The sequence below is a fragment of the Kitasatospora griseola genome, from assembly GCF_014648555.1.
GTDB lineage: Bacteria > Actinomycetota > Actinomycetes > Streptomycetales > Streptomycetaceae > Kitasatospora > Kitasatospora griseola.
Window position 1 is genome coordinate 21,050 of record NZ_BMRI01000011.1, and the last position, 23,809, is coordinate 44,858.

Here is a 23,809-nt window from a genome sequence, read left to right on the forward strand (position 1 = left end):
TCAAGTGCAGGTCAATGTCCCGCGTCGCGATCTTGCGGTTGGGTGCCTTCCGCTTCGCGCAGTTCCCCGCGCCCCTGGTGGTGCCGCTTTTCTCTACCGCTTGAGGTCGTCGAACATCGTGCTCAGGAACTCCGTGCACCAGGACAGCAGTTCACGCCCCACCAGCGGCTTGCCGCCGATCCGGCCGCCGGAGCTGGGGCGGGGGACGAGGAGTTGCTGGGCGGCGGACTTGATCTGGGTACGGGGGTAGAGCCGGTTCAGGCGGAGCTGCTGGGACTCGCGCAGGTCGACCGGGCCGAAGCGGACGAAGGCGCCCTGGAGGGTGATGTCGCCGATGCCGCAGCGCCGGGCGAACAGTCGCAGGCCGGCCACCAGCAGGAGGTTCTCGACCGGCTCGGGGAGCTTTCCGTAACGGTCCGTCAGCTCCTCGCGGACCTGGGTGATGTCGTCCTCGGAGTTGACGGCCGCGATCGACCGGTACGCCTGCAGCCGCAGCCGCTCGCCGGGCGCGTAGTCGTGCGGGACGTGCGCGTCGACCGGCAGCTCGATCTTGACTTCGAGCGGCTCCTCCTCCGGTTCGCCGCCGCCGGCCTCCAGGGACTGGCGGAAGTCGGCGACGGCTTCGCCGACCATCCGCATGTAGAGGTCGAAGCCGACGCCCGCGATGTGGCCGGACTGTTCGCCGCCGAGCAGGTTGCCCGCGCCGCGGATCTCCAGGTCCTTCATGGCGACGTACATGCCGGCGCCCATCTCGGTGTGCTGGGCGATGGTGGCGAGGCGCTCGTGCGCGGTCTCGGTGAGCGGCTTCTCCGGCGGGTACAGCATGTACGCGTAGCCGCGTTCCCGGCCTCGGCCGACCCGGCCGCGGAGCTGGTGCAGCTGGGAGAGGCCGAAGGTGTCGCCGCGTTCGACGATCAGGGTGTTGGCGTTGGAGATGTCGATGCCGGACTCGACGATGGTGGTGGAGACCAGGACGTCGAACTCCTTCTCCCAGAAGTCGACCACCACCTTCTCCAGGTGGGTCTCCCCCATCTGTCCGTGCGCGGTGGCGACCCGCGCCTCGGGCACCAGGTCCTTGAGCCGGGCGGCCGCCTTGTCGATCGACTCGACCCGGTTGTGGATGTAGAACACCTGGCCCTCGCGCAGCAGTTCGCGCCGGATCGCGGCGGCGATCTGCTTCTCGTCGTACGGGCCGACGAAGGTCAGGACGGGGTGGCGCTCCTCCGGCGGGGTGGTGATGGTGGACATCTCGCGGATGCCGGTGACCGCCATCTCCAGGGTGCGCGGGATCGGGGTGGCGGACATGGTGAGCACGTCCACGTTGGCCCGCAGCTTCTTCAGCTGCTCCTTGTGCTCGACGCCGAAGCGCTGCTCCTCGTCGACGATGACCAGGCCGAGGTCCTTGAACCGGGTCTCCGAGGAGAACAGCCGGTGCGTTCCGATGACCACGTCCACCGAGCCCTCGAACAGGCCCTCCAGGACGGCCTTGGCCTCGGTGTCGGTCTGGAACCGGGACAGCGCCTTCACGTTGACCGGGAAGTTCGCGTACCGCTCGGCGAAGGTCGAGAAGTGCTGCTGCACCAGCAGCGTGGTGGGCACCAGCACGGCCACCTGCTTGCCGTCCTGCACGGCCTTGAAGGCGGCCCGGACCGCGATCTCGGTCTTGCCGTAGCCGACGTCGCCGCAGATCAGCCGGTCCATCGGGACGGACTTCTCCATGTCCGACTTGACCTCGCCGATGGTGGTCAGCTGGTCGGGCGTCTCGGCGTACGGGAAGGCGTCCTCCAACTCCCGCTGCCAGGGGGTGTCCTGGCCGAAGGCGTGGCCGGGGGCGGCCATCCGGGCCGAGTACAGCTTGATCAGGTCGGCGGCGATCTCCTTGACGGCCTTCTTGGCGCGCTGCTTGGTCTTCGCCCAGTCCGCGCCGCCGAGGCGGTGCAGCGTCGGGGCCTCGCCGCCGACGTACTTGGTGACCTGGTCGAGCTGGTCGGTGGGCACGAACAGCCGGTCGCCGGGGTGGCCGCGCTTGGCGGGGGCGTACTCCAGCACCAGGTACTCGCGGGTGGCGCCCTGCACGGTGCGCTGCACCATCTCCACGTACCGGCCGACGCCGTGCTGCTCGTGCACCACGTAGTCGCCGGCGGCCAGCGCCAGCGGGTCGATGGCGTTGCGGCGGCGGGACGGCATCCGGCGCATGTCCTTGGTGGAGGACTTCTGGCCGGACAGGTCGGTCTCGGTGATGACGGTGAGCTTGAGGGCCTCGTCGACGAAGCCGTGCTCGATCGAGCCGCAGGAGACGTACACGACGTCCCGGGTGGGGGCCTCGCCCAGGTCGGCGACCAGCCGGGCCGGGATGCCCTCGTTGCCGAGCACCTCGGCCAGCCGGGCGGCCGGGCCGTGGCCCTCCGTCACCAGCACCACCCGCCAGTCGGCGGCCAGCCGCTCCTTGGCGTCGGCGATCGCCCGCGCGGTGTCGCCCCGGTACGCCTCCACGGCGTGCATGCCCAACGTCAGTGTGTCGGCATCGCCGTGCCAATCAGCGGCTCCGCCGCGGGCGAGGATCTCGGACACCGCGGAGTCGCTGGTCGCGAACGGGCTCACCGACCACCAGGGCAGCCCGATCTCGGCGGCGTGCTCGCGCACGTCTGCCAGCGACCAGAGGGACGCGGCGGAGACGTCGATCGCCTCCAGGTCGATCGGCCGGTCGGCGCCCGCGGCGGCGGCCACCCAGGACGCGGCCAGGAACTCCTGGCTGGTGGCGACCAGGTCGGCGGCCCGGGTGCGGACCCGCTCGGGGTCGCAGACCACCGCGATCGAGCCGGTGGGCAGCACGTCGAGCAGCAGCTCCATGTCGTCGACCAGCACGGGGGCCAGCGACTCCATGCCCTCGACCGCGATGCCCTGCGCGATCTTGTCCAGGATCTCGCCCAACTCGGGGTGCCGGGCGGCCAGTTCGGCAGCCCGGCCGCGCACCTCGTCGGTCAGCAGCAGCTCCCGGCAGGGCGGCGCCCACAGGCCGTGCTCGGCGATCTCCAGCGACCGCTGGTCGGCGATCTTGAAGTAGCGGATCTCCTCGACGTCGTCGCCCCAGAACTCCACCCGCAGCGGGTGCTCCTCGGTCGGCGGGAAGACGTCCAGGATGCCGCCGCGAACCGCGAACTCGCCGCGCTTCTCGACCAGTTCGACCCGCGCGTAGGCCGCGGCCGACAGCTTGCGGGCGATCTCGCCCAGGTCGTGCTGCTCACCGCGCTGCAGGGCCACCGGCTCCAGTTCGGCCAGGCCCTTCACCTGCGGCTGCAGCACGCTTCGCACGGGGGCGACCACCACCTGCACCGGCCCGGCGGCCAGGTCGTCGGCGCGCGGGTGGACGATCCGGCGCAGCACCGCGAGGCGGCGGCCGACGGTGTCCGAGCGCGGGGAGAGCCGCTCGTGCGGCAGCGTCTCCCAGGCCGGGAACTCGGCGACCGCGTCGGGCGGCAGCAGGGAGCGCAGCGAGGCGGCGAGGTCCTCGGCCTCCCGGCCGGTGGCGGTCACCGCCAGGACCGGGCGGCCGCCCTCGCCGGCCCGGGCGGCCAGGGAGCGGGCCAGCGCCGCGATCGCGAACGGCCGGGCGGCGGGCGGGCCGACCAGGTCGAGGTGCTGCCTGTGGCCCGTGGCCGCCGCCTCGATCGCCTCGGCGAGGGCGGCGTCCCGTACGACGACATCGAGCAGTCCGGACAGGCTCATACGTCAAGTTCTCCACGGCGGGGAGTGGCCCGGCAGCAGACGGCGGCCGGGCAGCGCGACAGTCCCGGAACGCGGTGCGCCCGGGGGGTGTCCAGCCTACGCCGCGCGGGGCCCGGGCACGTGGCGCGGCGTCCCGGACCGGGGGCGTCGGGTCGACTCGCCGGTATTCGTACAGACTCGTCCAGAGATCATGCAGTCGACATACTCCTGTCACTGTCCGTCCATGGTCGCCGCGCAGGATGGTGTGCAGCGCAGGCCGCATCCAACCGTGGGGGATGGCTGCGGAAGCGCGATCGCACCTCGATGGGGGTCGGGAGTGCGAAGGCCGGGCGACCCTGGGTGGGGGCGCCCGTGCCACTCACGCCGGGACTCGCGGCGTCCGCCTGGGGCGGGCGCCGCGAGATCTCGGCGTCGGCACGCCGGCCTCCGGCCACTTCCGGCGAAGCGGCCCGCGCGACGGCCGGGGCTCCGTACTCTCATGTGAAGAAGGTGTGGGGACACCGGTCTTTCCAGGGGGTTGGGTTCGTCATGCGCATCGTCATCGCAGGTCAGGGCTATGTCGGTCTCCCGCTCGCGGTCCGCGCCGCCGAGGTGGGCCACCAGGTCGTCGGGTACGACGTGGACGAACGCCGGATCAAGCGGCTGGCGGTCGGCGAGTCGTACGTGGAGGACATCCCCGGCGAGCGGCTGCGACCGCTGCTGGACGGCGGCCGCTACCTGCCCACCGCCGACCCCGCCGACGTCGCGGACTTCGACATCGCGGTGATCACCGTCCCGACGCCGCTGCGCGACGGCGTGCCCGACCTGTCGTTCATCGAGGCGTCCGCGAAGCTGCTGGCCCGGCACCTGAAGCGCGGCGCGACGGTGGTGCTGGAGTCCACCACCTACCCGGGCACCACCGAGGAACTGCTCGCCCCGCTGCTGGAGGCCGGCTCCGGGCTGCGCGCGGGCGCCGACTTCCACCTCGGCTACAGCCCCGAGCGGATCGACCCCGGCAACCCGCAGTGGAAGCTGGAGAACACCCCTAAGGTGGTCTCCGGCACCACGCCGGACGGGCTGGCCGCGGTGGCCGGCTTCTACGGGCAGCTGGTGGAGCGCACCGTGCCGGTCTCCTCCTGCAAGGAGGCGGAGCTGACCAAGCTGCTGGAGAACACCTTCCGGCACGTCAACATCGCCCTGGTCAACGAGCTGGCGATGTTCGCGCACGACCTCGACATCGACGTCTGGGAGGCCATCGACGCGGCCTCCACCAAGCCGTTCGGCTTCCTGCGCTTCACGCCCGGCCCCGGCGTCGGCGGCCACTGCCTGCCGATCGACCCCTCGTACCTGTCCTGGCGGGTGGAGCGCGCGCTCGGCCAGTCGTTCCGTTTCGTCGAGCTCGCCAACGACGTCAACAGCCACATGCCGGACTACGTGGTCCGCCGCCTCGCCGAGGCCCTCAACCAGCGCCGCCGCAGCGTCAACGGCTCCCGGGTGCTGCTGCTCGGCCTGGCCTACAAGAAGAACACCGGCGACGCCCGGGAGACCCCGGCCGCCCGGATCGTCGAGCTCCTCACCCGCCAGGGCGCCGAAGTCCGCGCCGCCGACCCGCACGTGGTCGCCGGCGTCCACGTCGCCGAACCGCACGACGCGGGCCCGCTCGCCACCGTCCAGCGGGTCGAGGCCACCCCCGAGGAACTGGCCGCCGCCGACGCGGTCGTCCTGCTCGCCGACCACGACGAGTTCGACTACGCCGCCGTCACCGCCCACGCCCAGTACGTCCTGGACTGCCGCCACCGCCTGACGGGGGCGTCCGTCGAGGTGCTCTGAGCCTCATCGGCCTCGGGACGGCCGGCGCACCAGGACGGCCACGGCCGCCACCGCCGCGACCGACAGGCCGCCGGCCGCCGCCCACCACGGCCAGTCCGCGCTGTCCTGGGCGGCGGGGGCCGCGGCGGGCGGGGCCGCGGGCGTCGAGGGGCGCGGGGGCGGTTGGACGGGGGCGGTGTCGTCGGCGTTGGTGAAGGTGAAGCGGCCCTGGAGCGGCGCCCCGTCGGCTGCGACGGCCCGCCAGACGACCTGGATGGCGCCCTTCGGCAGGCGGCCGAGCTTCTGCTGCACCTGGCCGTTGAGCGCGGTCGGCGGGCCGTCGGTGTACGGCGTCCCGTCGGTGCCGAGGACCGCGACGGTGGTGTAGCCGGGCTGCACCGGGCTGTCGAAGCTCAGCGTCACCGCCGTCGGCGACTCGGCCGTCACGGAGTCCGCGGCCGGGCTGGAGGCGAGCAGCTGCGCGTGCGCCTGGGCCCGCGGTGCGGGCGCGAGGACGGACAGCGCGGCCAGCAGCAGTGCGGTGAGGAACGGCACCGCCGCCGGGCGGGAGGGGACTCGGGGCTTCACACGGCAGTGGTCGGCGGCGGCCCGCGGGAAGTTCCCGCGAGATGCCGGGAACTTCCGGTCCGTGCGGTCCGACCACTGCGGTAACCGCGGGACACCACCACGCCCGCGACCGAGTCGAAAGCCGATGCACGCCATGCCGACCACCACCACCGTTCCGGGCCGCTCCCCCCGCCTGCGCCGCCTCGTCGCCGCCACGGCCCTCGGGGCGATATCCCTCTCCGCGCTCGTCGCCTGCGGCAGCGGCGACTCGTCGTCCCCGGCCAAGGCCTCGCCGAGCACGGCCGTCACGGCCGACGCGGCGCCCCTGACGGTCAAGGACCCGTGGGTGAAGGCCTCCAACACCGAGATGACCGGCGTGTTCGCCACCCTGGTCAACACCACGGGCGCCAAGGTCACCGTGGTGTCCGGCACCTCGACGGTGTCGGCGAAGACCGAGCTGCACGAGGTCGCGGATGTGGACGGCAAGCCGACCATGCGGCAGAAGGCGGGCGGCTTCGTCATCCCGGCGAACGCGAGCCACGAACTCAAGCCTGGCTCCGACCACGTGATGCTGATGGGCCTGACCAAGGCCGTGAAGCCGGGCGACGAAGTCACCGTGACGCTGACCCTCGACGACGGCCGGACGCTGAAGTTCACCGCCGTCGCCAAGGCGTTCGCGGGCGCCAAGGAGGACTACAACGCCGGCATGACGAAGGGCTGAGCTCCCCATGGACAGCAGCCCCACCGACCTCGTCGCACCCGCCGCCGCCGCGGTCGGTCGTCGCCGACTGCTGGCCGGCGGCGCGCTCGCCCTCGGCGGGGCGCTGGCCGGGGCCGGCGTCGGTGCCGCCGCGGCCGGCCGCGGCACCGGGGACTCCCGGCCGCAGCCGCCCGGGTACGGCGTCCAGAAGGTCCCGTTCCACGGGCCGCACCAGGCGGGGATCGACACCCCCGCCCAGGCCCACGCCGTGTTCCTCGGCTTCGACCTGGACGGCGGAACGGACCGCGCGGCCCTGGGCCGGATGATGCGGCTGCTCACCGACGACGCCGCCCGGCTCACCGGGGGCGTGCCGGCGCTCGCCGACACCGAGGCCGAACTCGCCGAGCTGCCCGCCCGGTTGACCGTCACCTTCGGCTTCGGCCCGGGCTTCTTCACCGCCGCCGGGCTGGACGACCGGCGGCCCGCTTCGCTGGCGCCCCTGCCGGTGTTCTCCATCGACCGGCTCCAGGACCACTGGTGCGGCGGCGACCTGCTGATCCAGATCTGCGCCGACGATCCGCTCACCGTGGCGCACGCCCAGCGGATGCTGGTCAAGGACGCCCGCACCTTCGCCCGGCTGCGCTGGGCCCAGCGCGGTTTCCGGCGCGGGCGCGGCGTCCAGGAGGACGGCGTCACCCAGCGCAACCTGATGGGCCAGATCGACGGCACCGTCAACCCGGCGCCCGGCAGCGACGTCTTCGACGGGGCGGTGTGGGCCGAGGACGGCCCGGAGTGGCTGCGCGGCGGCACCACCATGGTGCTGCGGCGCATCCGCATGGAGCTGGAGACCTGGGACGCCGCCGACACCAGGGCCAAGGAGTTCTCGATCGGCCGGACCCTCGGCACCGGCGCCCCGCTCACCGGCGCCGCCGAGACGGACCCGCCCGACTTCGCCGCCCGGGACGCGTTCGGCCTGCCGGTCATCTCCGAGTTCGCCCACGTCCGGCGGGCCCACGTGGCCGATCCCCGGCAGCAGATCTTCCGCCGCCCGTTCAACTACGACGACGCCCCGGCCGCGGACGGCACCCCCGACACCGGTCTGCTGTTCGCGTCCTTCCAACGGGACGTCGCCGGGCAGTTCCTGCCCATCCAGCGCGCCCTCGCCGCGTCCGATCTGCTCAACCAGTGGACCACCCCGATCGGCTCGGCCGTCTTCGCGATCCCGCCCGGCTGCGCGCCCGGCGGCTGGATCGGCCAGACCCTGCTGGGCTGACCGCGGAGAACACACCGCCCCGCTCGGACGGCTGCCGAGCGGGGCGGTGGCGTTCCGCGGCGCGGGGCTCAGCCCCGGCGCTGGATCCGGTCGCGGTTCGGGCGGGTGTCGTGGTTCAGCCCGTCGTCGACGATGACGATCTTGGGGACGATGCGGGTCTCCGCCTCCGGCGCGGCCGCGGCCGCCGACGGCGCGGGCGCGGCGAGCGGTGCCGCCGACGGCGCGGGCGGGGTCTCGGGCTTGGGGGGCAGCGGGTCCTTGGCGAAGCTGGCGGGCTTGACGGGCGGCGCCGGGGGCTCGGCCACGGTCGGGGTGTAGGGCTTGCGCGGGTCGGCGGCCTGCGGCTTGGCCTCCGGCCGGCCCTCGACGCGGTCGAGCACGGCGGTCGGCTGGTCGACGCGGTCGAGGACGGCGGTCGGCTGGTCCTCGATGCGGTCGAGCACCGCGGTCGGCTGGTCGACGGCCGGCTTGGGCTTCTCGACGGCCGGCTTGGTGGCGGTGGCGACCGGGCCCTTGGTGAGGTCGGCCTTCGGCGCGGCGGCCGGCTTCCCGTCCTCGGGCTCCTCCTCGATCGCGCCGACGGCGGCGCCGGTGAGCGAGGCCAGGGTGCCCTTGATGTGGTCGAGGTGGGTCTGGACCTTGTCGAGGCGCTTGGTGAAGTCGACCTGCTCGCGCTCGCTGGCGAGCTTGATCCGGGCGGCCTTCTCCTTGGCGGCGGCGAGCTCGGCGTCGGCCTTGGCCTGGGCCTGGGTGTCGAGGCGGCGGGCCTCGGCGAGCATCGCCTCGCGGTGCTGCTCGGCGTCCTTGACCTTGGCCTCGGCGGCGGCGGTGATCTTGGCGACGACCGCGTCCGCGTCGGCCTCGGCGGTGGCGAACTCCTCGTCGGCCTTGCGGCGGCGCTCGGCGAGGGTGACCTCGGACTGCTCGGAGGCGTCGGCGGCGGAGACCCGGATCCGGGCGGCGTGGCCGGTCGCGGCGTGCACCACGGCGCGGGCCTCGGCATCGGCCTGGGCGCGGATCCGCTCGGCCTCGGCGCGGCTGCGCTCGTCGGCGCCCCGGGCGAACCGGTCGGCGTCCTCGCGCTGCTTGGCGGAGAACTGCTTGGCGTCCTTGGCCGCGGACTCTCCGGCCTCGTGGGCGGCGTCCCGGGCGTCCTCGCCGGAGCGCTTGGCCTTGGTGTGGATCGCCTCGGCCTCGTTCTGCGCGATCTTCAGCAGGATCGCGGCCTGCTCGCTGAGCTCGGTGAAGTCGGGGTCGGGGGCGTCCTCGGCGGCCTGCTGGATGTCGGCGAGGCGCTTCTCCATCTCACGCAGGCCGGTGCCGAGCACGCTGAGGCGTTCCCAGGCCTCGTCCCGTTCGCGACTGAGCGCGGTGACGGCCGCCTCGACCTGGTCGGGCGCGTAGCCGCGCCGGGAGACGGTGAAGCCGTACTGGGACACGGCGTCGCTCATTCGGCTGTTCTCCTCGTGCTCGCGGGCTGCGCAGCCCCGCCGGGTGCGTGGTTCGGTGGGAAGGACGGTCCGTCCCATTGACCTATTTTGCGCAGATACGAACGCAAACCAAACAGGCCGCCACCGCGCGGCCGGGCGAACCGGCCGCGCGGACGGGGCGAGGAATCGTCGGACATGCCTTACAGCAGGCCGTCCCAGAGCTGTTCGACCAGGACGGCCCACCAGCTCTCGGGCGTGTGCACGGCGGCCGGATCGGCCGCCAGCAGCTGGGCCTGGAAGTCGGTGGTCCAGCGGCCGGCCTGCTCGGGCGTGAGGCCGTGTCGCAGATGCCACATCCGGGCCAGCACGGTCAGGCAGCGTACGAACTCCGGGACACCGGTGTTGACGAACCGCGGCGGCTCGGCCGGGTTCTCGATGTCCACGGCGACCACCGCGGCGGTGCCGTACTGGACGCACAGCTGCCGGCCGTAGTCGTTGCCGAGCACCAGGTAGCCGCCGAAGTCCGGGCCGGGCGGCAGCCCGCGCTCGGCGGCCAGCTCGGCCAGCGTCGGGATCGGCCGGCCCTCCTGGGCCTGCGCCCAGAAGAACGGCGGGAACTCGCGCGGCAGGCCGACCCACATCAGGGTCTGGGCCACCGCGTCCGGCACGCCCTGCCGGGCCACCGCGCGCTGCTCGAACCGGAACACGCCCGGACCGAACAGCTGGCCCAGTTCGGCGGCCAGCTGCTGCGGCACCATCGGCGGCAGCGGCGGCACCGAGCCGGGCGGCGGCAGCGGCACCCGCTGGGTGCGCGGGCGCGGCGGCGCGGACACCAGCTGGTGCAGCTGCTCGACGTGCTCGCTCAGCACCGCCATGCCGGCCTGCCGGGCCGCGGTGTCCCGGCCGTACGGGGCGGTGTGGCTGATCCGCGCGTTCGGCCAGGACGCCTTCACCATCCGGGCGCAGTAGCCGCCGGGCAGGTCGCACAGCTCCAGGTCGGTGTGCACCTCCAGCACCTGGTCGGCGGGCACGCCGATCCGGCGCAGCTCCTGCAGCGCCTTCCACTCCGGGTGCGGGGTGCCGGGCTCGGACGTCATCACCAGGCTCCGCTCGGAGCCGTCCGGCGCCCGGTAGTTGACCACGGCGGTGGTGCCGGGGCCGATGGTCGGCACACCGGGCGGCGGCAGCGGGGCGGCCGGCGCGGGGCCGGGCCCCGGCGGCGGGAAACCCGGACCCGGCTGCGGCGGCGGCACGGGCGCGCCCGGGAACGGCCCGGGCGCCTGCGGCGGCGCACCCTGCGGCGGACCGGGGAACGGCGGCGGGGCCTGGAACGGGGCGCCCTGCTGCGGTCCCGGCGGGAACGGCGGCGTCGCCGGACCGCCCGTCGGCGGCAGCTCGATCGCCGGGGCCAGCTGCGTCGCCTGGTACGCGACTGCGGCGGCTTCGGACGCCGGGGCGGCCGGCGGCACGACCGGTGCACCAACGTCGCCGCGCAGCTCCGCGGGTGCGGGCGGCGGCGGCGCGCCGGGGCCGCCACGACCGCCGGGGCCCGGCACAGGGCCGCCGCCCGGGGGCAGCAGGTCGTTCGGCGGGGGCGGCGGCGGAGCAGTCGGACCGGACCGGCCGAGCCCGACGGGCGCGGGGCCGCCCGAGGACGGCAGCAGGTCGTTCGGCGGGGGCGGCGGCGGAGCGGTCGGACCGGACCGGCCGAGCTGCACCCCCTGCGCGGGCGTGCCGGGCGCACCGGGCAGCCCCATCAGCCCGGGCGGGCCGTCGGTGGCCAGCATGGTCGGCGCGTAGTCGATCGACGGCGCGGGCGCGTCCGGCGGAACGGGCGTGCCGGGGACGGGAGTCGACGGAGCGCCCACCGGGAACGGCGGCGTCGCCCCGACCGGCGCGGGCATCGGCGGCGGCACCGGCACCCCGGGCACCGGGGTCGACGGGCCGCCCACCGGGAACGGCGGCGGCACGGGCGCGCCGGGAGCGGGCGTAGCGGCCTGCGGGAAGTGCTCGGGACCCTCCCCCGGGCCGGCGGCAGCCGGCACCGGCGCGGGCGGCACCGGCGCGGGCGGCACCGGCGCGGGCGGCACCGGCGCAGCCGGCACCGGCGGCGCGGCCAGCTGCGCGGCCTCGGCGGCCACCGCGGCGGCGCCCGCGTCCTGCAGCCACTGCGGCGGGCTGAGCAGGAAGGACGTCGCCTCGACCGCCCCGCGCACCGGCTTGGCGGCACCGGCCGGGTTGGGCTCGGCGGGCGTCCCGTACAGCTCCTCGAACTGGCGGACCACCTCGTTGATCGGCAGCGGCGGCCAGAGCATGCTGACGCCGCTGTCGCGGGCGATCACCAGCCGCGGCGAGCTGCCGGTCCCGCCGGCGTGCTCGCTGCCGTCCACCGCCCAGCAGACGTAGCCGAGGTCGAACTCCCGGACCCGCACCTCGCGTTGGAGCGAGCGCGGCACACCGGCGTTGATCCAGTCCTCGGCGGTCTCCTGAGCCTGCGCGTACGTGGTCACCACGTCTCGTCCCACCCCTGTCGTTCGGTCAGTTCACCGGGACGGCGCGCGCGAAGCCGCCGTCCACCATGAGTTCGGCGACGGTCTCCAGCTCCGGGGGGCTGCCCGCGAGCCGCAGCAGGAAGGCGTCGAAGCTGTCGCCGCAGGGCAGCAGCAGCCGGGCCACCCGCTGCTCCGGGGACTCGTCCGCGCCCTCGTCGCGGGCGTCGTCGTAGGGCAGGAACCAGACCGAACCGGTCTGCTCGCCGCGGACCTTGAGGGCGAGCAGGCCGCCCTGCTGGTAGGCGACCGCCAGGTAGTCCTTGGTCAGGTGGTCGCGCAGGCACTTGTTGGCGTACACCAGGTCCTGGACGCCGTACTCCTCGCTGAGGGTGAGGAACGGCTGGTCGACCAGCAGGCCGAGGTCGACGTCCAGCGCGGCGCCGACCGGGCCGCGGCCGCCGGCCAGCTTCAGGAAGTCGCGGTACACCGGCGGCAGCGGGTGGCCCAGGCGCTGCTCGGCGCGCTGCACCAGGTCCTCGGTGACGACCAGCGGGTCGCCGCCGTCCTTCGCCAGCGGGAAGTGCACGGCGCGGCGCTCCTGGAGCGGGCGGGTGCCGCGCCGGGTGTGGTCGGCGGTGGAGATCGCCAGGCCGCCGTGGTGCCGCAGCAGCGCCTTCACCTCGACCGGGACCAGCTCCATCCGCCGCCAGCCCGCGGGGGCGCGGCCGACCACGTGGTGCCACGTCCAGCCGGGCGGGGTGGCGACGGCGGTGTCCAGGTCGGCCCACAGCTCGTGGCCCTGGGTGTAGAGCGCGGCGTTCGCCGACACGTAGTCGGTGAGCCGCAGCTCGTCCACGCCGAAGCCCTCCGGCGGGTCGGCGACCTCGGCGGCGGCGGCCGCGTACGGCGAGAAGTCCGGGTACCCGTGCTCGTCGACCCGCACGCCCCCGGGGTGCCGCTCGGCCCGGACCGGGTCCGGGAACTGCACCACCTGGCCCGCGTAGGCCGCGTTGGGCACGGCGGCGGCGCCGGGCCGACCTGTCGTCATCTGGGGTCCCCCACAGCAGAAGCCGAAATCCTCGGAGACCAGGGTAGGGCAACGACCGTCCGCGTTCGGGGTCACGGGGGTACCCGACCGAAGCCCGCCCGGCCGGGTGCCGACGCCACGTCAGCGACGGCGCACCGCGGCGGCCAGCGTCTCCGCCACCCGCACCTGCTGCCCCTCGGTGAGCTGCGGGAACATCGGCAGCGTGAGCAACTGCCCGGCGGCCCGCTCGGTGACCGGGAACGCGCCCTCCCCGTACCCCAGCTGCCGGAACGCCGGCTGCAGGTGCACCGGCACCGGATAGTGCACGCCTGCCCCGATCCCGGCCTGCTGCAACTCCGCGAGCACCCCGTCCCGGTCCCGCTCGATCCGCACCGCGTACAGGTGCCAGACGTGCTCGTTGCCGGGCAGCGTCCGCGGCAACGCGACCCCCTCCAGCCCGCCCAACAGCTTGTCGTACCGCTCGGCGGCCGCCCGCCGGGCCTCGTTCCACGCCGGCAGCCGCCGCAACTTGCTGCGCAGCACCACCGCCTGCAGGGTGTCCATCCGCGAGTTGAACCCGAACCGCTCGTGCACGTACTTCCGCGCCGAGCCGTGATCCCCGATCAGCCGCACTGCCTCGGCGAGCTCGGCCTCGTCCGTCACCACCGCGCCCGCGTCCCCGTACGCGCCCAGGTTCTTCCCCGGGTAGAAGCTCGTCGCCGAGATCCGCCCCCAGCTCCCCGACACCCGCCCGTGCCGCGCCGCCCCCTGCGACTGCGCCCCGTCCTCCACCACCGGAAGCCCGTCCGCGACCTCCAACACCCGCTCCATCGGGGCGAGTTGACCGTTCAGGTGCACCGGCATCACTGCGACGGCCCCCCGCACCCGCTCGGCTGCCTGCTCGACGTCGATCAGCAGGTGCTCCTCGTCCACGTCCACCAGCACCGGCGCCAGCCCCGCCCGCACCACCGCCTCCGCCGTCGCCACGAACGTGTTCGCCGGCAGCACCACCCCGCCCCCCGGCTCCAACTCCAGCGCCCGCAGCGCAAGTTCGAGCGCATCCGTCCCGTTCGCCGTCCCCACGGCGTGCCCGACCCCGCAGAACCCCGCGAACTCCCGCTCGAACGCGGCCACCTCGGGCCCCTTGATGTAGGCCCCGCTCGCCAGCACCGCCTCGAAGCCCGCACGGACCTCGTCGGCGATCTCGGCGTGGGAGGCGTGCAGATCGACCAGGGGAATGTCGTTCACTGGGGTTCACCACCAAGGGCTCGGGGGGCTGCGAGAAGCCGGAAGACCGATATCGGAAAGATCGCGCCGGAGAGGACGACGTGCACGTGCGAGCGCCGCGAGCGGTCAGAGCGCTCCCTTCAGCGCGGCAACGACGCGCTCCTGCTGCTCCCCCGTCAACGAGTGGAACAGCGGCAGGATCAAGGTCCGCGACGTCAGCAGTTCCGTGACGGGCAACGGCACCCTCGCCGCGCCCTTGTACGGCGTCTCCAGATGCGCGGCCATGATCCCCCGCCGCGCCGAGACCCCCTCCGCCGCCATCGCAGCCAGCACCTGCCCCCGGTCCGGCGCCCCGTCCGGCAGCAGCAGCCACAGCGACTGGAAGTTGGACGTGCCGTACGCCGGCTCGGCCACCAGCCGCCCCGCGAGCTCCGCGCCCAGCAACTCCCGGTACCCAGCGGCGAGTTCGCGCCGTCGGGCGACCATCGCCGGAAGCTTCCCGAGCTGCACCAGCCCGATCGCCGCCTGGACGTCGGTCATCCGGTGGTTGAAGCCGATCTCGTCGTACGTCTCCAGCACGGCCGCCCCGCCCGTCCCGGCGTGCCGGTCCGCGGCCGAGACGCTCATGCCGTGCTCCCGCAACCGCCGCAGTCGGGCCGCGAGTTCGCCGTCCTGGCAGGTGACCATGCCGCCCTCGCCGGTGGTGAGCAGCTTGCGCGGGTGGAAGGAGAACGCGGCGAGGTCCGCGCCCGCACCGGCCGGGCGGCCGCGGTGGACGGAGCCCGCGGCGCACGCGGCGTCCTCGATCACCGCGATGCCGCGCGGCCGGGCCAGCTCCTCGATGGCGTCCAGGTCGACGGGGACGCCGCCCTGGTCGACGGCGATCACCGCACGGGTGCGGTCGGTGAGCAGCGGGGCGACGGTCTCGGGGGTGAGGTTGCCGGTGGCCGGGTCGACGTCCGCGAAGACGGGGGTCGCGCCGACGTAGGTGACGGCGTTGGCGGTGGCGATGAAGGACAGCGACGGGACGACGACCTCGTCGCCGGGGCCGAGGCCGGCGCCCACCAGCGCCAGGTGCAGGGCGGTGGTGCAGGAGGAGACCGCGACGGCGTGCGGCACGCCCACGGCCTCGGCGAACGCCCGCTCGAACTCGGCGACGCGAGGGCCCTGCGCGACCCAGCCCGAGCGGACGGCTTCGGCGGCGGCCCGGGCTTCTTCCTCGCCGAGCCACGGGATCATGACGGGGATGGTGGACATCGGGTTGCTCCTTCGCTGGGTCGCGCCCACGGACAGGTCACTCGTGCCGCGGCGAGCCTTCCGGCAGGTTCCTTCCGCTCCGCGCCCCCGCTGTCTCGCCCTGCCACCAGCCGACCAGCCTCCGCAGCCCGTCCGTCAGCCCCAGCTCCGGCTTCCAGCCGAGATCGCGTTCGGCGGCGGAGATGTCCGCGAGCCGCCGGACCACGCCGCCGGCGGTGTCGCGGGCGGGCCCGTGCTCGACGTGGAGGTCCGACTCCATGGCCTCCAGCAGCGCGTCCGCGAGGCCGCGCAGGGAGACCTCGGTGCCGGAGGCGATGTTGTAGACCCGGTCGGTGACGGGGGCGGTGGCGGCGAGCAGGTTGGCGCGGGCGATGTCCTCGGTGTAGACGAAGTCCATGGTCTGGGCGCCGTCGCCGAAGATCAGCGGCGGTTGTCCGGCGGCGATGCGTTCCATCCAGCGGATGAAGACCTCGGTGTAGCGGCCGTGCACGTCCATCCGGGGGCCGTACACGTTGAAGTACCGCAGGGCGACGTAGTCCAGGCCGTACATGGCGTGGAAGCTGCGCAGCAGGCCTTCGTTGAAGACCTTGGCGGCCCCGTACAGGGTGTCGTTGTGGTACGGGTGCTGGCTCTCCGGCGTCGGGAAGACGTCGGCCAGGCCGTAGACGGACGCGGTGGAGGAGGCGACGACCTTGCGGACGCCCGTCTCGGCCGCGGCCTCCACCACGTCGAAGGTCCCGTCCACCATGATCTCCAGCGCGAGCCGGGGTTCGGCCGCGCACTGGGTGATCCGGATCGCGGCGAGGTGGAAGAGCGCGTCAGTGCCGGGGGCGAGGAGTTCGCGCAGCAGGGCGCGGTCGCGGATGTCGCCGTCCACCACGGTCAGTTGGCCGGGGGCGGCGAGTTCGCGGGCGCGGGCCAGGTTCTCGGTGCGGCCGCGGACGAAGTTGTCGAGCACCACGACCTCGCGGGCGCCGGCCTCGATCAGCTGGTCGACGACGGTGGAGCCGATGGTTCCGGCGCCGCCGGTGACCAGGCAGCGGGATCCTTCGAGCGGAACGGCGGCGTTCATCGGACTGCGGCCCTCTCCTGGGCGAAATCGGTGACGGGGACGGGGACGGTCGCGCCGCCGAGTTCGAGGCTGAGGGAGGCGGCGTGCAGCAGGCGCAGCACGCGCAGGCCGGCCCGGCCGTCGGTGAGCGGGCGGCGGCCCTCGTCGATGGCGGCGGCGAATTCGGCCATCACGTTGCGCAGGGCTTCCTGTTCGACCAGGGCGGGGGCGACCATGTCGCCGACCCGGTAGGAGATCAGGGCGCGGTGCCGGATGGCGTCGGTGAGTTCGTCGGGCGGGGTGAGGTCGACGCCGCGGTCGTGGATCGCCAGGCGCGCCTGCGGGTTGAGGTCGTCCCAGACCAGGGTGCGGCGGGAGCCGCCGATCAGGGTGGTGCGGACCTTGGTCGGGGAGAGCCAGTTGACGTGGCAGTGGGCGAGCGCGCCGTTGGACAGGCGCAGCGTCAGGTAGGCGACGCAGGCGCGGCCCGCGCCGATCGGGTCGGCGGCCTGGGCGCTGACGCCGACGGGTTCGACGCCGGGCGGCAGGACGAAGTCGAGGATGGACAGGTCGTGCGGGGCGAGGTCCCACAGCACGTCGACGTCCGGTTGGACGAGTCCGAGGTTGATCCGGACCGAGTCGAAGAACTGGACGTCGCCGATCTCGCCCGCGTGGACCAGTTCGCGGATGCGGCGCACCACGGGGGTGTAGCAGAAGGTGTGGTCGCACATCAGGACCAGGCCGCGCTCCTCGGCGAGGGCCACCAGGTCGGCGGCCTCCTCGACGGTGGTGGTGATCGGCTTCTCCACCAGGACGTGCTTGCCGGCCTCCAGGGCGGCCCGGGCCAGGCGGTGGTGGGCGGCGGCGGGGGTGGCGATGGCGACGGCCTGCACCCGGTCGTCGGCCAGCACCTGGTCGAAGGAGGTGGTGGCGGCGACGGTGGAGTACTCGCCGAGGACCTTGCGGGAGCGCTGTTCGTCCAGGTCGCACAGCCAGTGCAGGTGCAGGGCGGCGGTCTGTTGGGCGTTGCGGACCAGGTTCGGACCCCAGTAGCCGGCTCCGACGACGGCCAGTCCGATCCGCCGGTCGGGTGCTCGGTCGGTGCTGCCCGATGTGGGCACGTGTTCCCCAGGCGCCTCGTGCGCCACGACGTTCGACCCCATTGCAAGACCCCCCTTGCCGCCGCGTCGCTCGAACGGTACCGGCCCGGCCGGGCCCGTCGAGGCACAATCGGAAAAACCGGTGAACGCCACCAGGGGCGCGCGGTACGGCAGTTCGGCCCTCCGTACACCCCAGTGCGCCCCCGTGTCGCACCCCGGCGCGGCGAATGACGGATCGGTTTGGCAGGCTGGACGCTTCGGGGTGAGGATTCACCGTCCGTCAGCAGACCCCCGGCAGCAGAGAACTGCCGGTGCGCCGCACAACGTCGAGGAGCAGTCATGGAACGGTCGGGCCCGCCGCCCGTGTTGCGCCACCAGCGCGACAGCCTGCTGCCCGCGGTGGCCGCGGCACTGATGCTGCGCGGCGGCGAGGTGCACACGCTCGCCGGGGAGAAGTCCGACCTGGCGCCGATGCTGCACCCGCTGGTCGGCGAGTTCCTGGCCGCGCTGCCGGTCGACAGGCGCGAGCGCTTCCTCGGCCGCTGCCCGGAGCCGGCGCTGCTGTCGCAGTACCTGGGGCAGGTCGACGGGTCCCGCTCGAAGCGGGCCTCGCGCAAGCCGATGACGGTGCAGGAGGCCCGCAAGGCACTGAAGGGGGCCCGGATGACCACGGTGCGGATCCGCGAGGAGGGCGATCCCGCGCACGGCACGCACGCGCCGCCGTGCCGTTCCTGCGCTCCGCTGCTGGATCATCTGAACGTGACCGTCGTCGCGGTCGCGCCGCCCGGCCGCTGAACCCGCCCCTCGTCCCCGTCCCCGAACCACCGGAGCACGTCCTGAACGCCAGCACCGTCCGCACCCAGCCCCGTTTCCCGGCCGACGTGGCCGCCGCCCTCAAGCAGGCCGGCTGGCACCCGGGCCGGTGGGAGATCCGCCAGGCCGAGCAGTGGGCCGATGCGATGGTCGCGCACGGCGGTCCGCGGGACCCGCAGCACTCGGTGTTCCCCGCCGCGATCGAGGCCTGGGCCGAGTTCGGCGGCCTGGCCTTCGACGTCCCGGGCCCCGGCCGCACCCTGGCCCGCACCCCGTTCCTGCTCGACCCGCGCTGCGGCCTGCACGCCCCGCGCACCCTCGTCGACCTCGGCCGCGCCCTGGACACCCGGCTCGCCCCGCTCGGCGAGGAGCTGTACGGGCAGGCCCTGCTGGCCATCGACGAGCAGGGCCGGGTCTACAGCCTCGACCACACCGGCGAGTGGTTCCTCGGCCACAGCGTCGACCAGGCGCTGGCCACCCTGGTGCTCGGCCTGGCCCCGCACCGGCTGCGCACCGCCGAGAGCTGACGCCCGATCAGTTCAGCGGCTCGACGGCCAGCCGCAGCCGGGACGGCAGCACCGCCTCGACCCGGAAGCCGCCGTCGTCCTCCGGCCCGGCGTGGAACATCCCGCCCAGCGTCAGCACCCGCTCGCGCATCCCGACCAGCCCGTTGCCGCCGCTCGGCAGCGCCACCGGCACGGCCGCACCACCGGGGCAGTCGTTGGTCACCGACACCCGCACCCCGTTCGGCACGTACGCCAGCAGCACCGCCACCCGCGCCCCGCCCGCGTACTTGTGGGCGTTCGTCAGCCCCTCCTGCACCACCCGGAACGCGGTCTGCTCGGCCTCCGCGACGTACACCAGGTGCTCGCCGCTGACGGTCAGCGAGACCGCCATGCCGGCCGCCCGGGACTGCTCCACCAGCTCCGGCAGCTCCCCGAGACCGCCGACCGGCGCCTCCACCTGGTCCTGCGCCTCGGTCATCCGCAGCACCCCGAGGATCTCCCGCAGCTCGTCCAGCGCCTGCCGGCCGACCTCGCCGATCAGGTTCGCCGACTGCCGGGCCCTCGCCGGGTCCTTCGGAATGATCCGTTCCACCGCTGCCGCGTGCACCACCATCAGGCTGACCCGGTGCGCGACCACGTCGTGCATCTCCCGGGCGATCAGCGTCCGCTCCTCGACCCGGGCCCGCCAGGCCCGCTCCCGGGCCTGCTCGGCGAGCAGCGTCAACTCCGTCTCCAGGCCCTCCGCGCGGTCCCGCAACGACACCACCAGGCGGCGCCGCGCCCCCATGTACAGGCCGGTCACCACCGGGGCGACCGCCATGCCCACCGCGACGAACGCGGACACGATCACCAGCACCCACCCCGGCGGCAGCGGCTCCTGCGGCGGCGACGGGTTCGGCGCGAACATCGCCAGCAGCACCATGCCGAACGTCTCCGCCGCGGCGACCGTCGACAGCACGATCACCCGGGCCCGCCGCGACGGCCACTCCCAGGTCGCCGCCAGCGTGTACAACGACACCACCAGGAGCACCACACCGAAGAACCCCGGCACGAACACCAGCGCCACCACCACCGGCAGCACCGGCCACCGGCGCCGCACCAGCAGCGAGAGGCCGGCGAGCGTGCCGAGCACCACCCCGACCACGGCTGCCGCGAGGCCCAGGTCCAACCGCACCCGGACCAGCCCGTACGCCCCGGCCGCACACTCCGTCGCCGCCGCCAGCGCCAACGCCACGTCCAACGCCGCGCTGCGCCTCCGCGCCCACCACCACAGGCCGTCCCCCGCCGGCTTCTTACTCATGGGAACACCATACGCAGTGCGGAATGCCGCACAGGGGCGCAGGAGGGTGCGAAGTCAGGCGCTCGTGGGGGCACCTGCTCCCTCCATGTCCGCCATCCGGCCACCTCTCCGTTCTGGCACCGGGTGCCACCTATGCTGTTGCCCGTCGGACAGCGCGGTCCGCACCCGTCACCCGCACTGCGGTGATGGCAGAGCCGTTGCCGAACACCCCACCACCACAGGGAGCCAGCCGTGACCGCTCCGGTCCCCACTTCGGCGGACAACCCATCCCCGATCGCCGACCCGGCAGACAATGCCGCGCTCCGTGCGGACATCCGCCGCCTCGGCGACCTGCTCGGAGAGACTCTCGTGCGTCAGGAGGGCCCGGAACTGCTGGGCCTGGTCGAACAGGTGCGCCTGCTGAGCCGGACGGACGGCGAGGCGACGGCCCAGTTGCTGGCGTCGATCGACCTGGACACCGCCGCGAAGCTGGTGCGCGCTTTCTCGACCTACTTCCATCTCGCGAACGTCACCGAACAGGTGCACCGCGGGCGGGAGTTCGCGTCGCGTCGGGCCCGCGAGGGCTCGGTGCTGGCGCAGACCGTCGACCAGTTGCAGGAGGCGGACCCGAAGCACCTGTCGGACACGCTGGCGAACCTCGCGGTGCGTCCGGTGTTCACCGCGCACCCGACCGAGGCGGCGCGTCGCAGCGTGCTGAACAAGCTGCGCCGGGTCGGCGAGCTGCTGGAGCGGATCCACCGCGAGCAGGCGGCGACCGGCCAGGTGGATTCGGCGCGGCAGACGTCGGCGCGCCGGCAGGCGGACCGCCGCCTCGCCGAGGTGATCGACCTGCTGTGGCAGACCGACGAGTTGCGGATCGCCCGCCCGGAGCCGACCGACGAGGCCCGCAACGCCGTCTACTACCTGGACGAGCTGTACCGCGAGGCGGTGCCGGCGGTGCTGGAGGAGCTGCACGAGGAGCTCGCCCGGATCGGGCTGACGCTGCCGGAGGGGGTGCGCCCGCTGACCTTCGGCACCTGGATCGGCGGCGACCGCGACGGCAACCCGAACGTCACCCCGCAGGTCACCTGGGACGTGCTGAACCTGCAGCACGAGTACGGCATCAAGGACGCGCTGGCGGCGATCGACGACCTGCGGGCGTCGCTGTCGACGTCGGTGCGGCTGGCGGGCGCGTCGGAGGAGCTGCTGGCCTCGCTGGACGCCGATCTGACGCACCTTCCGGAGCTGAGCCCGCGGTACAAGCGGATGAACGCCGAGGAGCCGTACCGGCTGAAGGCCACCTGCATCCGGATCAAGCTGGAGAACACCCGTGACCGGCTGGCCGCCGGCACGCCGCACGTGGTCGGCCGCGACTACGTCGGCACCCGGGACCTGATCGCCGACCTGAAGCGGATCCAGGACTCGCTGCGCGCCCACCGCGGCGGCCTGATCGCGGACGGCCGCCTGGCCCGGGCGATCCGCACCATCGAGGCGTTCGGCCTGCAGCTGGCCACCATGGACGTCCGGGAGCACGCCGAGGCGCACCACCACGCGCTGGGCCAGCTGTTCGACCGGCTCGGCGAGGAGGCGTGGCGCTACACCGACATGCCGCGCGAGTACCGCCAGCGCCTGCTGTCGAAGGAGATGCGCTCGCGCCGTCCGCTGGCCCCGACCCCGGCGCCGCTGGACCCGGCGGGCGCCAAGACGCTGGGCGTGTTCAGCACCATCCGGCAGGGCTTCGAGCGGTTCGGCGACGAGATCGTCGAGTCGTACATCATCTCGATGTGCCAGGGCGCGGACGACGTGTTCGCGGCCGTGGTGCTGGCCCGCGAGGCGGGGCTGATCGACCTGCACGCGGGGATCGCCAAGATCGGCATCGTGCCGCTGCTGGAGACCACCGACGAACTCCAGCAGGCCGACCGGATCCTGGAGGAGATGCTGGCCGACCCGTCGTACCGGCTGCTGGTGTCGCTGCGCGGCGACGTCCAGGAAGTCATGCTCGGCTACTCGGACTCGTCGAAGTTCGGCGGCATCACCACCTCGCAGTGGGAGATCCACCGCGCCCAGCGCCGGCTGCGCGACGTCGCGCACCGGTACGGGATCCGGCTGCGGCTGTTCCACGGCCGCGGCGGCACCGTGGGCCGCGGCGGCGGCCCCTCGCACGAGGCGATCCTCGCCCAGCCGTGGGGCACCCTGGAGGGCGAGATCAAGGTCACCGAGCAGGGCGAGGTGATCTCCGACAAGTACCTGCTGCCGTCGCTGGCCCGGGAGAACCTGGAGCTGACCCTCTCCGCCACGCTGGCCGCGTCCGCGCTGCACACCGCGCCTCGGCAGGCCCCGGAGGAGCTGGCCCGCTGGGACGCGGCGATGGACCGGGTCTCGGAGGCCGCGCACACCGCCTACCGGGGGCTGGTGGAGCAGGAGGACCTGCCGAAGTACTTCTTCGCCTCCACCCCGGTCGACCAGCTGGCCTCGCTGCACCTGGGCTCCCGCCCGTCCCGGCGCCCCGACAGCGGCGCGGGCCTGGACGGCCTGCGGGCCATCCCGTGGGTGTTCGGCTGGACCCAGTCCCGGCAGATCGTCCCCGGCTGGTACGGCGTCGGCTCCGGCCTGGCTGCGGCCCGCGCGGCGGGCCTGTCGGACGTGCTCGACGAGATGCACGGGAACTGGCACTTCTTCCGCAACTTCCTGTCCAACGTCGCCATGACGCTGGCCAAGACCGACCTGCGGATCGCCCGCCACTACGTCGAGCAGCTGGTGCCGGGCGAGCTGCGGCACGTGTTCGACCAGATCGTCGCCGAGCACGACCTGACGATGCGTGAGGTGCTGCGGCTGACCGGCGAGTCGGAGCTGCTGGAGCACAACGAGGTCCTGAAGCAGACGTTCACCGTCCGCGACGCCTACCTCGACCCGATCTCCTACCTGCAGGTGGCGCTGCTGCGCCGCCAGCGCGAGGAGGTCGCGCTCGGCCGCCCCGAGGACCCGCTGCGGGCCCGCGCCCTGCTGCTGACCGTCAACGGCATCGCGGCCGGCCTGCGCAACACCGGCTGACCGGCCGGGCCCGGACGCACGACGAGGTCCGCTCCGCGGGGGAATCCCCGGCGGGGCGGACCTCGTCCGTGCGGTGCCCGGAAGGGCGTCAGGCCTTCTTGCGCTTGCGCAGCCAGGTCGCCGCGCCGCCTGCCACCACCACCAGGCCGCCGCCGACGGCGTACACGCCGGCCGAGCCGACGGAGCCGGTGGGCGGGGCGAGCTTGGCCGCGGCCGGCTCGGGGGTGACGGAGCTGACGGGTTCGGCGGCCAGCGCCGGCGAGGCGGCGAACCCCCCGGCGGCCAGGCACAGCACGGTGCCACCGACGACCTTGCCCACGCGCTTCGAGCGGATCACGCTCCATACCCCCAGTGACGGCACTTCAACCCTTGTGGATCGGGACCGACGGTATCCGATTCCGCGCGGGTTCTGACCATCAGTCAGCTTCCACGAGGCAAGCGTTGTATGAATGTTGTGTACGGAGGGTGGTCGAAGCAGGTCAGGCGTTGTAGTTCTGCTGGGCGCGTTCCAGGCCGTCGGCG

At 73.9% G+C, this 23,809-nt stretch carries 17 protein-coding genes; 6 read left to right on the forward strand and 11 right to left on the reverse strand.

The window, feature by feature from the left end:
- Positions 1 to 93: 93 nt before the first annotated feature.
- The gene (gene mfd, locus IEZ12_RS16065; RefSeq protein WP_189272655.1) at positions 94 to 3,726 is read right to left on the reverse strand and encodes a transcription-repair coupling factor; all 3,633 of its coding nucleotides are present in this window, start codon (positions 3,724 to 3,726) and stop codon (positions 94 to 96) included.
- Positions 3,727 to 4,254: 528 nt separating this feature from the next.
- Here mfd and IEZ12_RS16070 point away from each other — a divergent pair.
- The gene (locus IEZ12_RS16070; protein WP_189272656.1) at positions 4,255 to 5,535 is read left to right on the forward strand and encodes a nucleotide sugar dehydrogenase; all 1,281 of its coding nucleotides are present in this window, start codon (positions 4,255 to 4,257) and stop codon (positions 5,533 to 5,535) included.
- Positions 5,536 to 5,538: 3 nt separating this feature from the next.
- On the opposite strand, the gene IEZ12_RS16075 is transcribed toward IEZ12_RS16070, so the two are convergent.
- The gene (locus IEZ12_RS16075; RefSeq protein ID WP_189272657.1) at positions 5,539 to 6,102 is read right to left on the reverse strand and encodes a copper resistance CopC family protein; all 564 of its coding nucleotides are present in this window, start codon (positions 6,100 to 6,102) and stop codon (positions 5,539 to 5,541) included.
- A 133-nt stretch (positions 6,103 to 6,235) separates the two neighbouring features.
- Here IEZ12_RS16075 and IEZ12_RS16080 point away from each other — a divergent pair, with 133 nt between their 5' ends.
- Positions 6,236 to 6,802, forward strand: a complete 567-nt coding sequence (locus tag IEZ12_RS16080) for a copper chaperone PCu(A)C (RefSeq protein WP_189272658.1) — start codon at positions 6,236 to 6,238, stop codon at positions 6,800 to 6,802.
- 7 nt (positions 6,803 to 6,809) lie between these two features.
- Positions 6,810 to 8,054 (forward strand): Dyp-type peroxidase, encoded by a 1,245-nt coding sequence (locus tag IEZ12_RS16085; RefSeq protein WP_189272659.1) that lies wholly within the window; start codon positions 6,810 to 6,812, stop codon positions 8,052 to 8,054.
- Positions 8,055 to 8,122: 68 nt separating this feature from the next.
- On the opposite strand, the gene IEZ12_RS16090 is transcribed toward IEZ12_RS16085, so the two are convergent.
- From IEZ12_RS16090 to IEZ12_RS16120, 7 genes are all read right to left on the reverse strand, one after another.
- A complete protein-coding gene (locus IEZ12_RS16090) occupies positions 8,123 to 9,505 on the reverse strand; it encodes a coiled-coil domain-containing protein (RefSeq protein ID WP_189272660.1) in 1,383 nt (460 codons plus the stop codon).
- Positions 9,506 to 9,684: 179 nt separating this feature from the next.
- Positions 9,685 to 11,997, reverse strand: a complete 2,313-nt coding sequence (locus tag IEZ12_RS16095; protein ID WP_308431040.1) for an SUKH-4 family immunity protein — start codon at positions 11,995 to 11,997, stop codon at positions 9,685 to 9,687.
- Positions 11,998 to 12,022: 25 nt separating this feature from the next.
- Complete coding sequence (locus IEZ12_RS16100) at positions 12,023 to 13,024, reverse strand: SMI1/KNR4 family protein (protein ID WP_043915762.1); 1,002 nt, start codon at positions 13,022 to 13,024, stop codon at positions 12,023 to 12,025.
- 120 nt (positions 13,025 to 13,144) lie between these two features.
- The gene (locus tag IEZ12_RS16105) at positions 13,145 to 14,251 is read right to left on the reverse strand and encodes a DegT/DnrJ/EryC1/StrS family aminotransferase (protein WP_189272661.1); all 1,107 of its coding nucleotides are present in this window, start codon (positions 14,249 to 14,251) and stop codon (positions 13,145 to 13,147) included.
- 105 nt (positions 14,252 to 14,356) lie between these two features.
- Complete coding sequence (locus IEZ12_RS16110; protein ID WP_189272662.1) at positions 14,357 to 15,487, reverse strand: DegT/DnrJ/EryC1/StrS family aminotransferase; 1,131 nt, start codon at positions 15,485 to 15,487, stop codon at positions 14,357 to 14,359.
- A gap of 37 nt (positions 15,488 to 15,524) precedes the next feature.
- On the reverse strand, positions 15,525 to 16,559 hold the full coding sequence (locus tag IEZ12_RS16115; protein WP_189272663.1) for an NAD-dependent epimerase/dehydratase family protein: 1,035 nt from the start codon (positions 16,557 to 16,559) through the stop codon (positions 15,525 to 15,527).
- Positions 16,556 to 17,659 carry a Gfo/Idh/MocA family protein gene (locus IEZ12_RS16120; protein ID WP_189272664.1) on the reverse strand — a complete coding sequence of 368 codons (1,104 nt, stop codon included), beginning with the start codon at positions 17,657 to 17,659 and terminating at the stop codon, positions 16,556 to 16,558. The genes IEZ12_RS16115 and IEZ12_RS16120 overlap by 4 nt, the downstream gene beginning before the upstream one ends.
- A 318-nt stretch (positions 17,660 to 17,977) precedes the next feature.
- On the opposite strand from IEZ12_RS16120, the gene IEZ12_RS16125 reads away from it, so the two are divergent.
- Both IEZ12_RS16125 and IEZ12_RS16130 read left to right on the forward strand, forming a co-directional pair.
- Positions 17,978 to 18,433 (forward strand): YwqJ-related putative deaminase, encoded by a 456-nt coding sequence (locus IEZ12_RS16125; RefSeq protein ID WP_189272665.1) that lies wholly within the window; start codon positions 17,978 to 17,980, stop codon positions 18,431 to 18,433.
- 86 nt (positions 18,434 to 18,519) lie between these two features.
- Positions 18,520 to 18,978: an SUKH-3 domain-containing protein gene (locus tag IEZ12_RS16130; protein ID WP_189272666.1), complete on the forward strand. Its 459-nt coding sequence runs from the start codon at positions 18,520 to 18,522 to the stop codon at positions 18,976 to 18,978.
- A 7-nt stretch (positions 18,979 to 18,985) separates the two neighbouring features.
- On the opposite strand, the gene IEZ12_RS16135 is transcribed toward IEZ12_RS16130, so the two are convergent.
- A complete protein-coding gene (locus IEZ12_RS16135) occupies positions 18,986 to 20,257 on the reverse strand; it encodes a sensor histidine kinase (protein ID WP_189272667.1) in 1,272 nt (423 codons plus the stop codon).
- A 231-nt stretch (positions 20,258 to 20,488) separates the two neighbouring features.
- Here IEZ12_RS16135 and ppc point away from each other — a divergent pair, with 231 nt between their 5' ends.
- Positions 20,489 to 23,287: a phosphoenolpyruvate carboxylase gene (gene ppc / locus IEZ12_RS16140; protein WP_189272668.1), complete on the forward strand. Its 2,799-nt coding sequence runs from the start codon at positions 20,489 to 20,491 to the stop codon at positions 23,285 to 23,287.
- 88 nt (positions 23,288 to 23,375) lie between these two features.
- Here ppc and IEZ12_RS16145 read toward each other — a convergent pair whose 3' ends face one another.
- Positions 23,376 to 23,624 carry a hypothetical protein gene (locus IEZ12_RS16145; protein ID WP_189272669.1) on the reverse strand — a complete coding sequence of 83 codons (249 nt, stop codon included), beginning with the start codon at positions 23,622 to 23,624 and terminating at the stop codon, positions 23,376 to 23,378.
- Between the last annotated feature and the right edge of the window lie 185 nt (positions 23,625 to 23,809).